The organism is Pedobacter riviphilus, from assembly GCF_014692875.1.
Taxonomy (GTDB): Bacteria; Bacteroidota; Bacteroidia; order Sphingobacteriales; family Sphingobacteriaceae; genus Pedobacter; species Pedobacter riviphilus.
Map to the genome: position 1 here is coordinate 1,818,674 of NZ_CP061171.1, position 16,134 is coordinate 1,834,807.

A 16,134-nucleotide genomic window follows, 5' to 3' on the forward strand; every position below is an offset into this window, starting at 1 on the left:
CCCTTAAGGGGGCAGTGGGTATGAAAATCTACACTAAAACCGGCGATAAAGGCCAAACATCACTCATTGGTGGTACCCGTGTACCTAAGTATCATTTACGCATCGAAACCTATGGAACTGTTGACGAGTTAAATTCGTACATCGGTTTAATCATGTGTCAGAATATTGATACGTACGATCAGAAACTGCTAAAAGAAATTCAGGATAGGTTATTTACCATTGGTTCATCACTTGCGGCCGACCCAGAGACCTCTAAAATGAAGATCCCTGATCTGCACGATGCTGATGTTACCTTGTTAGAAAATGAGATGGATCTGATGAACGAAAAGCTGCCGGCTTTAAAGCATTTTGTTTTACCTGGAGGAAACACTGTAGTTTCTTACTGCCATATTGCGCGATGCGTTTGCAGAAGAGCAGAGCGTTTGACAGTGGCGCTTGCAGAAAATAGCTTTGTAGATGAGCGTGTAACAGTTTATTTGAACCGTTTAAGTGATTATTTATTCGTTTTGGCACGAAAACTGACCGTGTATTTTAAGGCGGAAGAAAACATTTGGATTCCTAGGGTTTAATAGTGGAAAAATAAGTTTGTTTTGCTCAAAAATTTTAATATACTTTGCGCAATAATAAGAACAAGAATTTAATTGAATTGACGATATGTATTGGACATTAGAATTAGCATCGCACTTGGAAGACGCACCATGGCCTGCAACTAAAGACGAATTAATTGATTATGGTATCCGCTCTGGTGCCCCTGTTGAAGTAATTGAAAACTTGCAGGCATTAGAAGATGATGGCGAACCTTATGAAACGATTGAGGAAATTTGGCCTGATTATCCAACGAAAGAAGATTTCTTCTTTAACGAGGACGAATACTAAACATTAGAAACTACAAAAAAGAACCTTCCAACAAAATTGGGAGGTTTTTTTTATCTCCATATTATCCAGTGGTATAAATAAAATAATTACATTTTTTAAACAAAACCAAAAAGCCGAGTGTTAATACATCAATAATATAACATTGCTAAAAAATTAACACTATGGGAAATTTATTGTATTTAGTCGCAGTAGTATTAGTAATACTATGGGTGATCGGATTTATATTTCACGGCTTCGGCGACGTTGGCGGTATAATCCATGTTTTATTGGTAATCGCAGTTATTGCAATTCTGCTTAAAGTAATTGGCCGGGCTGCGTAAAAAAATATATCGCACCGATATTCACTGATTTAAAAGTTAGAAACACTTTGAAATTGATGAATTAAAAAAGGAGTTTCATTTTTGAAACTCCTTTTTAACTTTATAATCGATGTTGATTGATTTTTTGCTCTTTTAACCAGTACGATCGTTATGCTGAATTTATTTATAAATAGAAGTTGCATCTTCGATTGTCTTGTAGCTACAACATGGTTAGCATCTTTCCGGCTATTAAGCCCCTGAGCACGTAGTCGCTATTAGACCTTTATTTTAAAAACATAGAAACGACTAATAAATGAATTCAGGGTGACGACGCTATGTTTAAATCGCTCCAGATCTTTGTATAGTGTCTATTATTAGACGAAACTAAGCTTTTAATTCTTTAATAATAACTCTGCTAGCTCGAGGTCAATTGGATAAGTAATTTTAATATTTCCCCTTTCTCCTTCAATAATATTAATCTCATAACCGATAGATTCTACCACGCTTGCATCATCTGTAAAATGAGTATTGAACTCTTGGTTATAAGCTTCTTTAAGGATATGAAGGCTAAAAGTTTGCGGCGTTTGTACTAAATAAATTTCATCGCGTTTTAATGCCGTTGTTTTATCGTTTCTCAGCATGCGCACACTGTCGCTTGATTGTACCGCTGCAATAACGTTCCCTGTAACTCAGCTTCTTTAAAACAATTGTCGATAAGAGATTTTGAAACCAGCGGACGAACAGCATCGTGAATGGCAACATAACTTTCTTCTCCAATGGTATGGATTGCATTTTTTACCGAGTGAAAACGCTCTATACCGCCATCAATAACCTGATGTGGTATATGAAAATTAAATTCTTCACATAACCTAGCCCAGTAAGCCTGTTGATCTTTGTTTAGAACTAATAAAATTTTAGGTTGAGTATCGCTTTGTGCAAAAGCTTTTATGGTGTGCATTAAAACCGGAAGGTTTTTGAGCAGTAGAAATTGTTTTGGGGTTTCTGTTTGCATCCGATTTCCAGAACCGCCTGCTACAATTATAGCGTAGTATTTCATAGTTGAGCGTTTAGGGGTGTGGCATTTAGCGTTAAACCGCCAAATGCCAACCGCAAAACTTATATAATTAGCATGGCATCACCATAGCTGTAAAATTTATATTTTTCTTTTACTGCAACCTCATAAGCATTCATAACGTTCTCATAGCCACCAAATGCACTTACCATCATCAATAAAGTAGATTCTGGTGTGTGGAAATTGGTAATCATGGAGTTCGCAATACTGAAATCGTAAGGAGGAAAGATAAATTTACTGGTCCAGTCGTTAGCAGCTTTTAATGTTCTGTTAGCAGAAACAGCCGATTCGATAGCCCGCATTGAGGTAGTTCCTACCGCGCAAATTTTTCTTTTATTCTCTAAAGCTTTGTTTACAATGTTTGCATCTTTTTGCTCGATGATAAACTGCTCAGAATCCATTTTGTGTTTGGTTAAGTCTTCAACCTCAACAGTCCTGAAAGTTCCTAAACCCACGTGCAAAGTTACTTCTGCAAATTCTACACCTTTAAGTTCAAGACGTTTCATTAACTCGCGACTAAAGTGTAAGCCTGCAGTTGGAGCAGCTACTGCGCCTTCGTGTTTAGCGAAAATAGTTTGGTAACGTTCTTTATCCTCGGCGGTAGCTTTACGTTTAATGTACTTAGGAAGAGGGGTTTCACCTAGAATTTCAACGTTTTTTCTGAATTCTTCGTCGCTACCTTCAAATAAGAAACGGATGGTACGGCCACGCGATGTGGTGTTATCTACAACCTCAGCAACCAATAAATCGTCGTCGCCAAAGTATAATTTATTACCTACACGGATTTTACGTGCCGGATCTACCAAAACATCCCATAAACGTAATTCCTTGTTTAATTCACGTAGCAAGAAAACCTCGATGGTTGCACCAGTTTTTTCTTTGTTGCCATATAAACGAGCAGGAAAAACCTTAGTGTTGTTTAATATCATTACGTCTTTGTCATCGAAATAACTTAAAACGTCTTTGAAAATTTTATGTTCAATTTTACCGCTGTCTTTGTGTAAAACCATTAGACGAGCTTCGTCGCGTTGTTCTGCCGGATTGTTGGCTACTAATGATTCAGGTAAGTTGAATTTGAATTGTGATAATTTCATTCTTGATGAATTTTTTGAGGTGCAAAAATACGAATTTAATTTTTCTTTTTCGTATTTTATCAAACGCAATTTATGTATATTATGTTTTAATCATTTTAAATCAAATAATACAGCGCGATTAATGCATTGTAGACATAAAATTAATTAGTTTTGAAGATAAGCTGTAACCTTTTGGAAAGCTTTGCATCTAATCTTTAATTATGATAATCTTTAGGCTAATAGGCGAAAGTTTCCGTTTTGCATTTGATGCGTTGCGCCAGAATAAATTACGCACCATGTTATCGCTTCTGGCTATAACAATTGGTATTTTTACCATTATTGCTGTATTTTCTGCAGTTGATACCTTTCGCGGTAAATTGCAGGCCAGTGTAGATAAACTGGGCTCTAATACTATTTATATTCAAAAATGGCCCTGGAGTTTTGGCGATAATTACCCTTGGTGGAAATATATGAACCGCCCTCAGCCTTCATTGCGCGATTTTGAAGCGCTCCGGGAGAGAATCGAAAATGCACAAGGCGTGACATTCGAAATATCAACTAACGATAGAACGATAAAATATAGAAGTAGCTCGGTTGAAGGGATTTCGGTATGGGCAGCATCACACGATTTTAATAAGACCTGGAATTTTGAGCTTCAGGATGGCCGGTATTTTACTGAAACTGAAAGTAAAAATGGTTCGCCTGTTTGTATTCTAGGTTCTGATATTGCGGATGGACTTTTTGACGGCGATGCACCCGTTGGTAAACAGGTACAGATTTTAGGAAGAAGATTAACTGTTGTTGGCGTTTTCAAAAAAGAGGGAGAAGATATGTTAGGTACCTCTCTGGATAAAAACGTAAATATTCCAATTGCCTTTGCAAAAGGCGTGTTAGACATCCAAAGTGAGCGTTATGGTCCGCAAATTACTGTTCGCGGCAAGGATAATGTGAGCTTGGAAGAGGTAGAAAGCGAATTGAAGGGTTTAATGCGTTCGATCCATCGGATCAGACCAGGCCAGGAAGAAGATTTTGCGTTAAATAAAACCACCATTATTTCTAACCAATTAGATTCTATGTTTAAAATGGTCAATATTGCTGGTTGGGTAATTGGCGGATTTTCGATTTTGGTGGGCGGATTTAGTATTGCCAATATCATGTTCGTATCGGTAAAAGAACGTACCAATATCATCGGCATCCAAAAGTCGTTGGGCGCGAAAAACTATTTTATATTGCTTCAATTCATTTTCGAATCAATCTCACTTTGTATTTTAGGTGGTTTGCTGGGCTTATTACTGGTCTTTCTGCTCGCCTTGGTCATTGGTGCAGCCACAGATTTCCATATTATATTGGGCTTGAATAATATTGCCTTAGGAATCGGAATATCAATCATTATTGGCACCATCTCTGGTTTTTGGCCAGCATATTCTGCATCAAGGTTGGATCCGGTAGAGGCGATAAGGAGTTAGTTCCAGTTGGCAATTTTTAGTTAGCGATTTGCAGTTATCTGCACCTAACGTAGTGAATAAACCTTATTGCAGTGGATAGCCCACAGCGAGGTACGAGCGAGGACTAGTAACGGAAAGAAGGGCTGAGGCCTGCAATGAAATGCTGGCTTTCATTTCCAAATTGTTTTGTGGTCGGTGTGACACCAACTACTAGGGAAATGAACTACCTTCGGAGAGCACGCTAAGGCTCGGTTCAGGGTGATGGTTATAGAAGACGAAAAAAATAAAAATCCCTCGCTAAATTTAATTAACGAGGGATTTTTTATAAAGTTAACTGAAAACAGCCAACAGGAAACTGGTTAGGCTAATTTACCTAAAGCTTCTTTTATTCTTCTTAATGCTTCAACTAAACTTTCGTCAGAAGCTGCATAAGATAAACGGATGTAGTTGTTGTTACCAAACGAATCGCCACCTACAGTTGCCACGTGACCAACGTTTAATAAATACAAAGCCAAATCTGATGAATCTTTAATTACGTTTCCATCCGCATCTTTTTTACCGAAGAAAGAACTGATTTCAGGGAAAAAGTAAAATGCCCCATCAGGAAGATTTGTTTTAACACCCGGAATTTCATTTAACAAATTGTAAACCAATTCTCTACGGCGTAAAAATGCTTCTTTCATTTCTAAAACACTTGCTAAACCTTGCTCGTAAGCAACAATTCCAGCTCTTTGTGCGATAGAACAGGTTCCGGAAGTTGTTTGTCCTTGTAGTTTATCGTTGGCAGCTGCAATTTCTTTATTAGCGGCAATATAACCTAATCTCCAGCCCGTCATGGCGAAAGCCTTAGAGAAACCGTTAACAATGATTACACGGTCTTTAATGCTGTCGAATTGAGCAATAGATTCATGTTTATCAACAAAATTAATGTGCTCATAAATCTCATCAGATAAGATATAGATATTAGGGTATTTTTCAAAAACAGCAACAAGGGCTGCTAATTCTTCTTTGCTATAAACCGAACCTGTTGGGTTACATGGCGAAGAAAACATAAATAATTTCGATTTCGGCGTAATGGCTGCTTCCAACTGCGCAGGTGTGATTTTGAAATCACTTTCTATATCCGTATCTATAAAAACAGATTTTCCTTCAGCCAGGGTTACCATTTCTGAGTACGAAACCCAATAAGGTGTTGGGATGATTACCTCATCGCCCGGATCGATCAAAGTTAAAATAACGTTCGATAAAGATTGTTTTGCACCTGTTGAAACAACGATCTGGGAAATATCATAATCCAGGTTGTTTTCTGTTTTTAGCTTGTTTACAATCGCTTGGCGAAGGTCAGGATAGCCCGGTACCGGCGAATAGCGTGTATAGTTTTCATCTAATGCCTTTTTAGCGGCATTTTTTACGTGATCGGGTGTATTGAAATCGGGTTCACCAACGCTTAAACTAATGATGTTAATGCCCTTAGACGCTAATTCGCGGCCAAGTTTGGTCATTTTAAGGGTTGCAGATTCAGATAAACTGTTGATTCTTTTAGATAAGGTGCTCATGGTTAATTACTTTGAGCGCAAATATATAAACCAAATATTATTCTGCACTAAAAAAGACATAGTTTTTCTCATTTAATTTATTCGATAAGCGTATTTTTGAAAAAAAATAGCCTTGTGTCGGTAAAAAAGAAAGCAATAATAATTTCTCTGGTGGTGAGTGTGGTGCTGATGTTAGCTAAGTTTGTGGCGTATTTTATTACGGGTTCAAATGCAATCTTAACAGATGCGGCAGAAAGTATTGTAAACGTAATAGCAGGCAGTTTTGCTTTTTATAGCATTTATCTTAGTACGCAGCCCCGAGACGAAAATCATCCTTATGGACATGGAAAAGTTGAGTTTTTCTCGGCTTTTGTAGAAGGGATATTGATTTTGATAGCGGGAGTGGTTATTATTTTCAAATCATCGTACAACCTGATCTATCCTCATGTGGTGGGGGAGCTATTAACCGGAACATTAATTATTGGTATTACAGGTTTGATTAATCTGATTGTTGGTCTCTACCTTATAAATGTAGGTAAAGATGAACATTCAATTACGCTGCAAGCCGATGGCAGACATTTATTAACTGATACTTACACCAGTGGAGCGATTGTTATTGGTTTAATATTAATTCAGTTAACAAATATTATTTGGCTAGATAGCTTACTTTCTTTTTTAGTAGGCTTTTATATTGTTTATTCTGGTTATAAACTTACCCGTGGTTCGGTGGGCGGCTTAATGGATGAAAGCGATTTTACACTTGTTGAAGAAGTAGTTGAGGTGCTGCAAAAGAACAGGCACAAACCCTGGATCGATGTGCATAATCTGCGTACTCAGCAATATGGCCCCGAATTTCATATCGATTGCCATGTAACATTACCTTATTATTTTGATTTAAATAAGGTTCACCGCGAAATATCGCAGATTGATGAACTGATCAATAAAAATGGCGTTCGCAAAGCAGAACTCTTTATTCACGCAGACCCTTGTTTGCCCGAATGCTGTAATTATTGCCACATGAGTGAATGCCCTGTTAGAACAGAGGCTTTTAAAAAAGAAATTGTGTGGACACCTGAAATAGTAATCAAAAATAAAAAGCATTTCGAAAATGAGCTACTTTAATGTTAGGGTTTATGGATTGTTAATTAACCAGAATAACGAGGTTTTGGTAAGTGATGAAGAAGAATATGGTTTTCGCTTTAGTAAATTTCCGGGAGGTGGATTAGAGTTTGGTGAAGGCTTAATTGATGGATTGAAACGTGAGTTTGTGGAAGAGTGCGATGCGGAAATTGAAGTATTATCACATTTTTATACCACTGATTTTTTTGAAAAATCGTCATTTAACGATAGCCAGGTAATTAGTGTTTATTATATCGTTAAAGAAAAAGCCCCTTTGCAGTTAACCTTTAAAGATACCATTTACGATTTTGATGGGGAAGGTGAAATTCTTCAGGCTTTCAGATGGGTGAAAATTGAGGATTTAAGTATAGAAGATATCACCTTTAAAACAGATAAAACCGTAGGCCAGCTTTTAAAAAATCAATATTCAGTTAAGTTATAATCATGATGCCCGATTCGTCCAACCGCCATACTACAAGCTCCCAATTAAATTTAACTGAACGCGATAAAAAGGTAATCTGGCATCCTTATACCCAAATGAAAAATGCATTGCCACATATCCCGATTGTAAGGGGAGAGGGCGTGTACGTTTTTGATGAAAACGGTAAACGGTATATCGATGCGGTTTCATCCTGGTGGGTGAATATCCATGGTCATTCTCACCCTTATATTGCACAAAAAGTAGCAGAACAGCTCAATGTGCTGGAACACGTAATTTTTGCAGGCTTTACACACGAGCCTGCGGTATTGCTTGCAGAAAGGCTGTTGCCAATATTGCCTGGTAAACAGGATAAAGTTTTTTATACCGATAACGGATCAACAGCGGTAGAAGTAGCCTTAAAAATGTGTCTGCAATACTGGGATAATAGAGGTACAGCAAAAACGAAGATCTTAGCCTTTAAAAACGCTTATCATGGCGATACTTTTGGCGCCATGTCTGTTAGTGGTCGTAGTATTTTTACTGATGCTTTTAATAGTTTACTGTTTGATGTCGAGTTTATCGATCTGCCTGATGAAGGGAATATCTCAAATCTTACAGCTCATATCTTAAATCTTAAGGATACCGCTTGTTTCATTTTCGAGCCACTCATTTTAGGATCTGGTGGGATGCTTATGTATGAAGCTAAATATTTGGATCAACTTTTATCAGCTTGCAAAGAAGCAGAAATCTTAATTATTGCGGATGAGGTAATGACAGGTTTTGGTAGAACAGGAACTTACTTTGCCTGCGAGAAATTAACTAATAAGCCCGATATTATTTGTTTAAGTAAAGGTTTAACAGGCGGAACAATGCCGCTAGGGGTAACCACCTGTACCAATGAGATTTTTGAAGCTTTTTTAAGTGATAATAAATTAAAAACGCTTTACCATGGGCACTCTTTTACCGCGAACCCGATTGCTTGCGTGGCTTCTTTAGCAAGCTTAGATATTTTGTTAAAAAGCGAAACGCTTCAAAATATCAAACGGATAGAAGCCAAACATGCTGTTTTTCTGGAAGAGATTAAGACACATCCTAAAGTTAAAGCCATTAGGCAAACGGGAACAATTATTGCAGTGGAGTGGGAGACCGGGAATGAAACCTCTTATTTAAGTAATCTCCGTAATTCATTGTATGCCTACTTTTTAGAAAAAGGAATTATACTAAGGCCATTGGGCAATATTATCTATATACTCCCACCATATATAATCAGCAATGAAGATCTGGATTATATTTATGCAGCGATAAAAACGGCTTTAGAAGAAGTATAGGCACTTTTAGGTCGTAACGAGGCGCTACGACCAGTATTTGAATTTAAAAATCGGGCGTCATTTCGACTGAAAAATAGCGAAACGGAGAAATCTCTGAACTAACACTAAAAGATTTCTCCTCCTAAGAAGTTCCTTTGGAACTAGCAGTCGAAATAACGATTTATCTTAAACCGTAATTCAATTCTTTTCCAGATAATTCTTAAGCGCATCGTTAACAAAATAAGTCCAACCGCCGTTGAAACTTGTTTTGGCGAAGTCAGGTCCGTTTGATGCAAAGCTTTCTACGCCGCTATGTGTTAATTTCAACCTGGTTTGCTCACCTTGCTCAAATAACTCCCAGCTTACTACCGAATTGCCCGGATAGCCATCATATCGCCAGGTATAAGCGAGTTTTCTGCCTGCAACAATTTCTGTTATTTCGCAGAGATGTAAATATTGCGGCCCATCATCCGGCCCGCCAGAAAACTCAAATTTAAAACCTACCTCAGGTTTAAAGTCTTCTAATTGAAAATACCACTGTTTAATTTCATTATTATCGGTTAAAGCTTTCCAAACTTTTTCGATAGGGGCGTTATACACCCGTTCTACAATAACTGGTTCGTTTTCCATCTTTATTTTGATTTAGTATCTTTTGATAAATGTATTTCTAAAGCATCTAATTTACTTGTCCAAAAGGTACGGTATTGTTCTACCCATTTAGATACTTCTGCAAGTTTTTGAAATTGTATGTTACAGTAACGGTCACGGCCTTGTTGCGTAATTTCTACTAAACCGCATTCTGTTAAAAGTTTAATATGCTGTGAAATGGCAGGGCGGCTCATATCGAAATTTTCGGCTATGGCGTTTAGGTTTAAAGTGCGATGAGCAATCAGATTGATAATTTCTCTTCGGGTAGGATCGGCAATGGCCTGAAACACATCTCTTCTCATAAAATTAATTGCGTAAGTAATCGCTTACAAATATAAGCGTAAGCAATTACTTACGCAAATTTTTATTGCATTTTATATTAAGCTATTCGAGGTAAGTAACTGGGGGATAAATAAGATCAATCCCTCCTATATTTTGCTGCCAATTTTGACGGAGCCACGTTACAATAGGAAAGAGTAAGTGCATCGATAAGCATTTCATCAGCAAGATCTGTTATTTCAAAAATAGTCCAGCCTTGTTTACCCCAGGCCCCGGTAGCAGGCCATATTCTGCTTGGATCAAAATCACAGAAAACAGACTGATCAATTGCTGATAATTTGAATGTTGCATGTTTTTTCTCAAGATTTAGTGTGGCAAAGATCTTTTTATTTACCCGGAAAGAAGTTTTTTCGAAATGTGGTAATTCTACAGCTTCATCAAAAGACAGGCAATGTGCTATAAAAATTGATGAATCCATGGCGTGTAATTAATAATTACAATTTATACAATTTCTGCGGAAATTGTTCTGCATGGCTTAAAATAAGATTTAAGATGTAACTGTTTGATTGGTATGTAGACAAATCATTTTTAATTGATGCCATACCTTCAGCAAGATAATTCTTATCGGTAAAGTAGCCCATGCCATAAAATTTTCCGTTTTCAACAACCAGGCAGCTAAATTCTTCCTCTTTTCTGCCTTCATCTACCAAAGCAAAACTTGGCTGTTGGTTTCGAACGTCACTTAATGCCGCATTTAGCTTTTTGTTATAAACGGCTACAGTTTCTATTCCACTGCATGCACCGAAACATTGGCCATTTTCATGAGCATAACATTTGGTTGCTGTTTTTTGCAAATAACAGAGTTTTGCACAAAGCTGATACTTATCAACCAGTTGATTTAAAAAATTATAACCTTCTAATAGGCTATTAAAACTTTGCAGGGCGTTATTGTTCTTTTTATGCTTATCTATCGCTAAACGTAAATAACCATTTTGATCTTCAAAAACATATAAATCATATTTATGCTCATAGCGTTTCATTGCCCGGTTATTTTCTGGCCAAAGGCGTTTAATTTCATTGGCTTCTAAAATTAAGGCCATCAGTTCGGTACCGCAAATTACATGGTCTACATGATGAATAGTACGTAAAAAATCCTGCCGCTGCCGGTTGGGTGTATTACCGGTAAAGTGACTGGTTACACGTTTTTTAAGGTCTTTTGCTTTTCCAACATATATAATTTTACCCTTACTATCCTTAAAATAATATACGCCAGGTCGGTTGGGTAACCTTAAAATAGATGCTTTGTCTAAGTGAGGTGGTAAAACCTGTTCTTTTGATGTTTTCTTCAGCATTTCTGCTATGATGCCTCCCTGATCGTATTCTAGCAATAAATTGAATAGGATACTTGTTGCATCTGCATCTCCCGCTGCCCGGTGTCGGTTTTGAATCGGGATCTGCAAGGCTGTACAAAGTTTTCCTAAACTATATGAAGATTTGCCAGGAATTAGTTTTCTGCTCAACCTTACCGTACACAGCTTTTTACATTGCAGATCATATCCTGCAGCTGCCAAATGATGCTTCAAAAAGGAATAATCGAAGTTTACATTGTGCGCTACAAAAACCTTATCGTTTAGTAACTGATAAATCTGTAAAGCAACATCATCAAATGTCGGGGCATCCAACAACATGTTATCGTCAATACCTGTAAGCGCCGTAATGTAAGCGGGTATAGGCTGCTTCGGATTAATTAGGGTAGTGTAAGATTCAACTATTTCATTGCCATCATGGATGTTAATGGCAACCTCGGTAATACCATTTGCTGAGGCATGACCACCAGTGGTTTCGATATCTACAACTGCGTATAACATTAAATTAATTTGAAATACAAATTTATGCTAAAATAATTAGTATGAAAATAATTTTGATTATTTCTTTAGCATAAAAAAAGCGGTTATGTATTTAACGTAACCGCTCTGGTATTTTGTATGTAAATATTTAAAGTTTACTTAGTAGCTTGCTTAAATTAGGTTTGATGCCTATAGAAATCGGTACAGTGTTAAAAGCCCTGTTCTGGATTTTACTAAAGCCATACATGTAACTCGCCTCGACAAATAAATTGGCACCTCCAATATTATATTCAATACCGGCCCCACCTTCGGCAATCCCCAAACCATTTGATTTATTATTTTGGGTAACCTGCAGGGTTGTGGTATTAACGCTAGCCTGAGGCGTAAGAATAAAACCGCCACCAGCACCTGCAAAACCATAAAAAGCCCATTTGCTTACAATTTTACGGTATCCTAAAGCAACATTTAACAAGTAGGTGGTTGCCCTGCCTTTTTGTAAAGTATAGGTGTAGCCCGCATCTGGCGTTATCTGGTTAAAAGTAAAAGCATGTAAACTTGCTTTAGGGTATAAGAACAAACCACCATCACCCAAACCTAAATTTAAACCTAATGATGTTGAAAATTTTGGTTTAAAATAATCCGAAGTTTCGCCCATTGGGAATGCAAAGCCAATTCCACTCATCGAATAGAGTTTATCTGGTCTGCTTTGTGCTTTTACTTTGATTGATACCATTGTAAATAGCAATAAAAGAGGTATTAATAATTTTAATTTCATATCTGATTTTTTAATTTTCGATTAAAGCATCTACTTTTTGCAGTAAATCTGCCATGTTAAAAGGTTTTTCTAAATAATCGTTGGGATGATATTTCTGCGATGTGATATAATTTTCATCATACCTGGCCGATGCCATAATAATGGGTATTTGTGTTGTTTCAGGATTTAACCTTAACTCTTTAAACACAGCACGCCCATCCATTCCATTCAACATAATATCTAGAATAATCAGATCTGGATTAAAATCTTTTATCGTTTTAAAAATATATCTTGGCGATAGTAGCGGATAAACTTTATAATGTTTAGTTTCTAATACATCCTGGAAAACTTCTAATACATCTGGATCATCATCCACAATCAACACTCTTTTCAAAACAGATAAATCAATTAATTTAATAATAAATAGACTATCCTAAATACAAAGTTTTAGGTGTAATGTTTTGATTATGGGTTAAAATGGATTGGAAAAGCAGATGTTGAGCGATAAAAGACTACATGGCAGTACCTGGGTGTGGTTTTTCCTGCAGCAAATTGTTTTTAATAAAATTTGCGAAAAGTTCTATATATGTACCTGAAACTGTAAAGGATGTTTCACCAGAAAGCAGTATTTTATTACCAAGCACGCTCTTGATGTGCTGTTTTGCTATAAAAACAGTAGGGTTAACCTGAATAAATGCAGAATGTTCTTTTAGCATTTTCAAGGTCTTGATAAAATTAGATTTCGGGCTTAAAAAAGCATTTTTTGTGGTTTTAAACTGAATATCTTCTCCCATTTCTTCAACCGCAATCAACTCATTCAGATCTATTCTTACCAGGTCGCTATTTTCTCCTTGTAACGGGATGTAAAAGAAATGATCGTCGAAAATAGAAAAAGGATGTTGTGTTTTTTTTCCAGTTGGGTAAAGATTGTTTATCGCTTTTGCAAAATGTAAAATAGAGTAGGGCTTAAGCAAATAAGCATCCGCGTCAACCTTAAAGGCATCGATGGCATATCTTGGGTGTGCGGTAGTAAAAACCAGGTGTTTTGTTTTTTGCCGTAACAGGCTCGCCAGTTCAATGCCGGAAAGCGAAGGCATTTCGATATCCATAAAAATAATGTCGACAGGGTTAGATACCGATATTTCTGCTAGGGCTTGGAGCGGTTCAGTAAAAGTTTGGATAAGCTTTAAATCAGGCAGCTTGTCCATATACGCTATCAAGCTCTCTAGGGAATGAGGATCATCATCAATAACAATACAATTTATTGACATTTTTTATAGGTTTAGTTAATGCAAATTACAATTTCAACCAATAAAATGAAAAAAAAATACATTCGAAACGGATTTTTATGTATTCGGCAAGGAAATTCAGCTTTTTTTAGAGATTATTGTGTGATTTGAAGTTTTTGGCTAAAATTATTAAAATGGCTTTCTCATCTAATTTTAATAACTAGCGTTACTTTGAAGTACTGGTTTGAATCAGCAAAGTAATCAAATTTGGCATTTTTGCCATAGGTGTAGGCTAAACGCTTTTTTATGTTTTCCATGCCAGAACTTAAACCTGAGTTATCTTTAACTGCTTTTATTAAGTTTGAAGTTTCTATTATAAGTTGATTATTTTCGATTCTCAAACTCACTTCGGCAGGATGTGATGGTGTAAGCAGTTCGCCATGCTTAAACATGTTTTCTACCAAAGTGGTTAATACTAAAGGAATGATTTTAGTGCTGCGTATTTCGTCATCGTACCAAAAACGGAGCTGTATATGGTGATCTTTACGGAGTTGGTGTAAGTTAATGAGGTTTTCTACCTGATTAATTTCCTCGTCAAGCAAAATAAATTCTTTATCCTTATTGCTATCAACCGAATAGCGCATCATCTCTGCAAGAGAATGAATGGCCTCTGCTGCAACCGGAGAAGAATCTTTGGCATTTTGGTAAATAAAATCCAGGGTATTAAATAACAAATGAGGTTGTATCTGGGCTTTTAGAAAAGCATTCTCTGATTTTGCGATTTGAATGATGTTATTTAAACGTTGCTTTTCTAAATCTTCGATTTTTTTTCGCTCTTCCAGGAAATTAAGCAGAAAATAATAACTGGTAGAGAAACTCATAAAATAGATAGCACGATAAATTGGACCAGCAAAAAACGATGCTGTGAACTCAATCTTAAACGGGCCACTATAGGATGTGTAGTTGATAACGATATAATCTAAAATTACAATTAATATCAGGTACGCAACCAGCTCCAGTAAGATAAATAATGGCAATCTCCACCATCGGCCACTTAGCGTTTTTAATGCAGACGGCAATACAACGTGGGCATGAAAATAAAAGGTTGCCACGTTGAAACTATAAAAAATAATGTAATTACTGATTGGTTGAAATTTCCCTATAAAAATACCAATGATAACAGCCTCGTAAAATATAAATATGGTCCAACATAAAATGTGGAGTCTTTTATCTGATATCCAGCTTAGAATTTTGTGAAATTTATTTTTCCTATTTATTAAGTTCATCGAGCAAGTTAATTTGGGAGCGGCTACATAGGGTTAACAAAGAAACTTTGGTAGTTTGCTTCTTTTGATAACTAAAATACTAAAAAATTAGTTTAAGATCGGTTTGTTTTAATTGTTTTCTCCTTAATATAGTCGTGTATACTTTCACGATAACTATTTCCTACATTAATAGTTAGATTATTAATCATTTTTAAGGTATTGCCCTCTACCTTTTCAATATAATTCTTGGCTATGATAAATGAGCGATGTGCCTGGGCAAAATTCTGATAGTCTTTTAAAATGATTTTTATCTCTGATAGCGCAATGTATGATACAATCGTTTCGTTTAAGGTAAAAATGCGTACATAGTTTTGAAGACTTTCTACGGCTACAATATCGGTGTACCTTACTTTAATTAAGTTGTTTTTTTCGCTTTTATTCCTGACAAAAAAATAATCATCATCTTGCTTAACTGTTAGGTTTGGTACACTAGGGCTATGTGGGAATAATCTATTTATGGTTTCAGCAAAACGGGCAAAAGTGTATGGTTTTAATAAATAAGCACTAGCATACATTTCAAAAGCCTCGTAAGCGTATTTAGAGTGGGAGGTGGTAAATATTAATTTATCTGTTTTATGTCTAATTGCTTTTGATAATTCTAAGCCCGATATCATAGGCATATCAACATCTATAAAAACAATATCAACATGATCTCCAGCTGTAATTTCGTTTAATGCCTGTAAAGGATCTGTATAGGATTTTATTAAATGAATATTTGTGAGATTGTTGATGTATGATTTTATACCGTTGACGGCGTGAATCTCGTCATCAATTACGATACATGTTAATTTCATTAGACGTGTTTTAAGGTAATGCGAAATTATAGCATGCTTTTTATATATGGAAATTATTTTAGTCCTGTAACGATGTTTGGTCCGTTTTTGTAGTAAATATGATACGCATAT

At 36.3% G+C, this 16,134-nt stretch carries 20 protein-coding genes; 7 read left to right on the forward strand and 13 right to left on the reverse strand.

Features of this window, described 5'->3' with window-relative positions; translation table 11 throughout:
• Window positions 1-20: 20 nt before the first annotated feature.
• From H9N25_RS07360 to H9N25_RS07370, 3 genes are all read left to right on the forward strand, one after another.
• Entirely contained in the window at window positions 21-569 is a 549-nt protein-coding gene (locus H9N25_RS07360; protein WP_190328445.1) for a cob(I)yrinic acid a,c-diamide adenosyltransferase, read from the forward strand.
• An 85-nt stretch (window positions 570-654) separates the two neighbouring features.
• Entirely contained in the window at window positions 655-876 is a 222-nt protein-coding gene (locus tag H9N25_RS07365) for a DUF2795 domain-containing protein (RefSeq protein ID WP_010603503.1), read from the forward strand.
• A gap of 161 nt (window positions 877-1,037) precedes the next feature.
• Entirely contained in the window at window positions 1,038-1,196 is a 159-nt protein-coding gene (locus H9N25_RS07370) for a lmo0937 family membrane protein (protein WP_139180130.1), read from the forward strand.
• A gap of 371 nt (window positions 1,197-1,567) precedes the next feature.
• Here H9N25_RS07370 and H9N25_RS25255 read toward each other — a convergent pair whose 3' ends face one another.
• From H9N25_RS25255 to queA, 3 genes are read right to left on the reverse strand one after another with little or no spacing between them, the layout of a single operon-like run.
• Window positions 1,568-1,816, reverse strand: a complete 249-nt coding sequence (locus tag H9N25_RS25255; RefSeq protein WP_330221094.1) for a 2-C-methyl-D-erythritol 4-phosphate cytidylyltransferase — start codon at window positions 1,814-1,816, stop codon at window positions 1,568-1,570.
• Entirely contained in the window at window positions 1,810-2,232 is a 423-nt protein-coding gene (locus tag H9N25_RS25260) for a 2-C-methyl-D-erythritol 4-phosphate cytidylyltransferase (protein WP_330221095.1), read from the reverse strand. The genes H9N25_RS25255 and H9N25_RS25260 overlap by 7 nt, the downstream gene beginning before the upstream one ends.
• 59 nt (window positions 2,233-2,291) lie before the next feature.
• Window positions 2,292-3,341, reverse strand: a complete 1,050-nt coding sequence (gene queA, locus H9N25_RS07380) for a tRNA preQ1(34) S-adenosylmethionine ribosyltransferase-isomerase QueA (RefSeq protein ID WP_167294072.1) — start codon at window positions 3,339-3,341, stop codon at window positions 2,292-2,294.
• Window positions 3,342-3,541: 200 nt separating this feature from the next.
• Between queA and H9N25_RS07385 the strand changes: the two genes are divergently transcribed.
• Window positions 3,542-4,786: an ABC transporter permease gene (locus H9N25_RS07385; RefSeq protein WP_190328446.1), complete on the forward strand. Its 1,245-nt coding sequence runs from the start codon at window positions 3,542-3,544 to the stop codon at window positions 4,784-4,786.
• Between the two features lie 338 nt (window positions 4,787-5,124).
• On the opposite strand, the gene H9N25_RS07390 is transcribed toward H9N25_RS07385, so the two are convergent.
• On the reverse strand, window positions 5,125-6,321 hold the full coding sequence (locus H9N25_RS07390) for a pyridoxal phosphate-dependent aminotransferase (RefSeq protein ID WP_190328447.1): 1,197 nt from the start codon (window positions 6,319-6,321) through the stop codon (window positions 5,125-5,127).
• Window positions 6,322-6,435: 114 nt separating this feature from the next.
• Between H9N25_RS07390 and H9N25_RS07395 the strand changes: the two genes are divergently transcribed.
• From H9N25_RS07395 to bioA, 3 genes are read left to right on the forward strand one after another with little or no spacing between them, the layout of a single operon-like run.
• Window positions 6,436-7,422 carry a cation diffusion facilitator family transporter gene (locus H9N25_RS07395; protein ID WP_167294073.1) on the forward strand — a complete coding sequence of 329 codons (987 nt, stop codon included), beginning with the start codon at window positions 6,436-6,438 and terminating at the stop codon, window positions 7,420-7,422.
• Window positions 7,409-7,861, forward strand: coding sequence for an NUDIX domain-containing protein (locus H9N25_RS07400; protein WP_167294074.1), 453 nt, complete (start codon window positions 7,409-7,411; stop codon window positions 7,859-7,861). Before H9N25_RS07395 ends, H9N25_RS07400 begins: the two co-directional genes overlap by 14 nt.
• A 2-nt stretch (window positions 7,862-7,863) precedes the next feature.
• Complete coding sequence (gene bioA / locus H9N25_RS07405) at window positions 7,864-9,168, forward strand: adenosylmethionine--8-amino-7-oxononanoate transaminase (protein WP_223833653.1); 1,305 nt, start codon at window positions 7,864-7,866, stop codon at window positions 9,166-9,168.
• 177 nt (window positions 9,169-9,345) lie between these two features.
• Here the strand turns inward: bioA and H9N25_RS07410 are convergent, their stop codons facing one another.
• The 9 genes from H9N25_RS07410 to H9N25_RS07450 form a co-directional block, all read right to left on the reverse strand.
• Window positions 9,346-9,777: an SRPBCC family protein gene (locus tag H9N25_RS07410; RefSeq protein ID WP_190328448.1), complete on the reverse strand. Its 432-nt coding sequence runs from the start codon at window positions 9,775-9,777 to the stop codon at window positions 9,346-9,348.
• Between the two features lie 2 nt (window positions 9,778-9,779).
• Window positions 9,780-10,097, reverse strand: coding sequence for an ArsR/SmtB family transcription factor (locus tag H9N25_RS07415; RefSeq protein ID WP_167294076.1), 318 nt, complete (start codon window positions 10,095-10,097; stop codon window positions 9,780-9,782).
• Window positions 10,098-10,213: 116 nt separating this feature from the next.
• A complete protein-coding gene (locus H9N25_RS07420; RefSeq protein ID WP_190328449.1) occupies window positions 10,214-10,552 on the reverse strand; it encodes an MmcQ/YjbR family DNA-binding protein in 339 nt (112 codons plus the stop codon).
• A 16-nt stretch (window positions 10,553-10,568) separates the two neighbouring features.
• Window positions 10,569-11,942 carry an exonuclease domain-containing protein gene (locus H9N25_RS07425; protein WP_190328450.1) on the reverse strand — a complete coding sequence of 458 codons (1,374 nt, stop codon included), beginning with the start codon at window positions 11,940-11,942 and terminating at the stop codon, window positions 10,569-10,571.
• Between the two features lie 127 nt (window positions 11,943-12,069).
• Window positions 12,070-12,696: an autotransporter outer membrane beta-barrel domain-containing protein gene (locus tag H9N25_RS07430; RefSeq protein ID WP_190328451.1), complete on the reverse strand. Its 627-nt coding sequence runs from the start codon at window positions 12,694-12,696 to the stop codon at window positions 12,070-12,072.
• 10 nt (window positions 12,697-12,706) lie between these two features.
• Complete coding sequence (locus H9N25_RS07435) at window positions 12,707-13,060, reverse strand: response regulator (protein ID WP_223833755.1); 354 nt, start codon at window positions 13,058-13,060, stop codon at window positions 12,707-12,709.
• Window positions 13,061-13,187: 127 nt separating this feature from the next.
• Entirely contained in the window at window positions 13,188-13,946 is a 759-nt protein-coding gene (locus tag H9N25_RS07440) for a LytR/AlgR family response regulator transcription factor (RefSeq protein ID WP_167294081.1), read from the reverse strand.
• A gap of 161 nt (window positions 13,947-14,107) precedes the next feature.
• The gene (locus tag H9N25_RS07445) at window positions 14,108-15,016 is read right to left on the reverse strand and encodes a sensor histidine kinase (RefSeq protein ID WP_190328453.1); all 909 of its coding nucleotides are present in this window, start codon (window positions 15,014-15,016) and stop codon (window positions 14,108-14,110) included.
• A 266-nt stretch (window positions 15,017-15,282) separates the two neighbouring features.
• The gene (locus H9N25_RS07450; RefSeq protein WP_167294083.1) at window positions 15,283-16,023 is read right to left on the reverse strand and encodes a LytR/AlgR family response regulator transcription factor; all 741 of its coding nucleotides are present in this window, start codon (window positions 16,021-16,023) and stop codon (window positions 15,283-15,285) included.
• Window positions 16,024-16,134 lie beyond the last annotated feature (111 nt).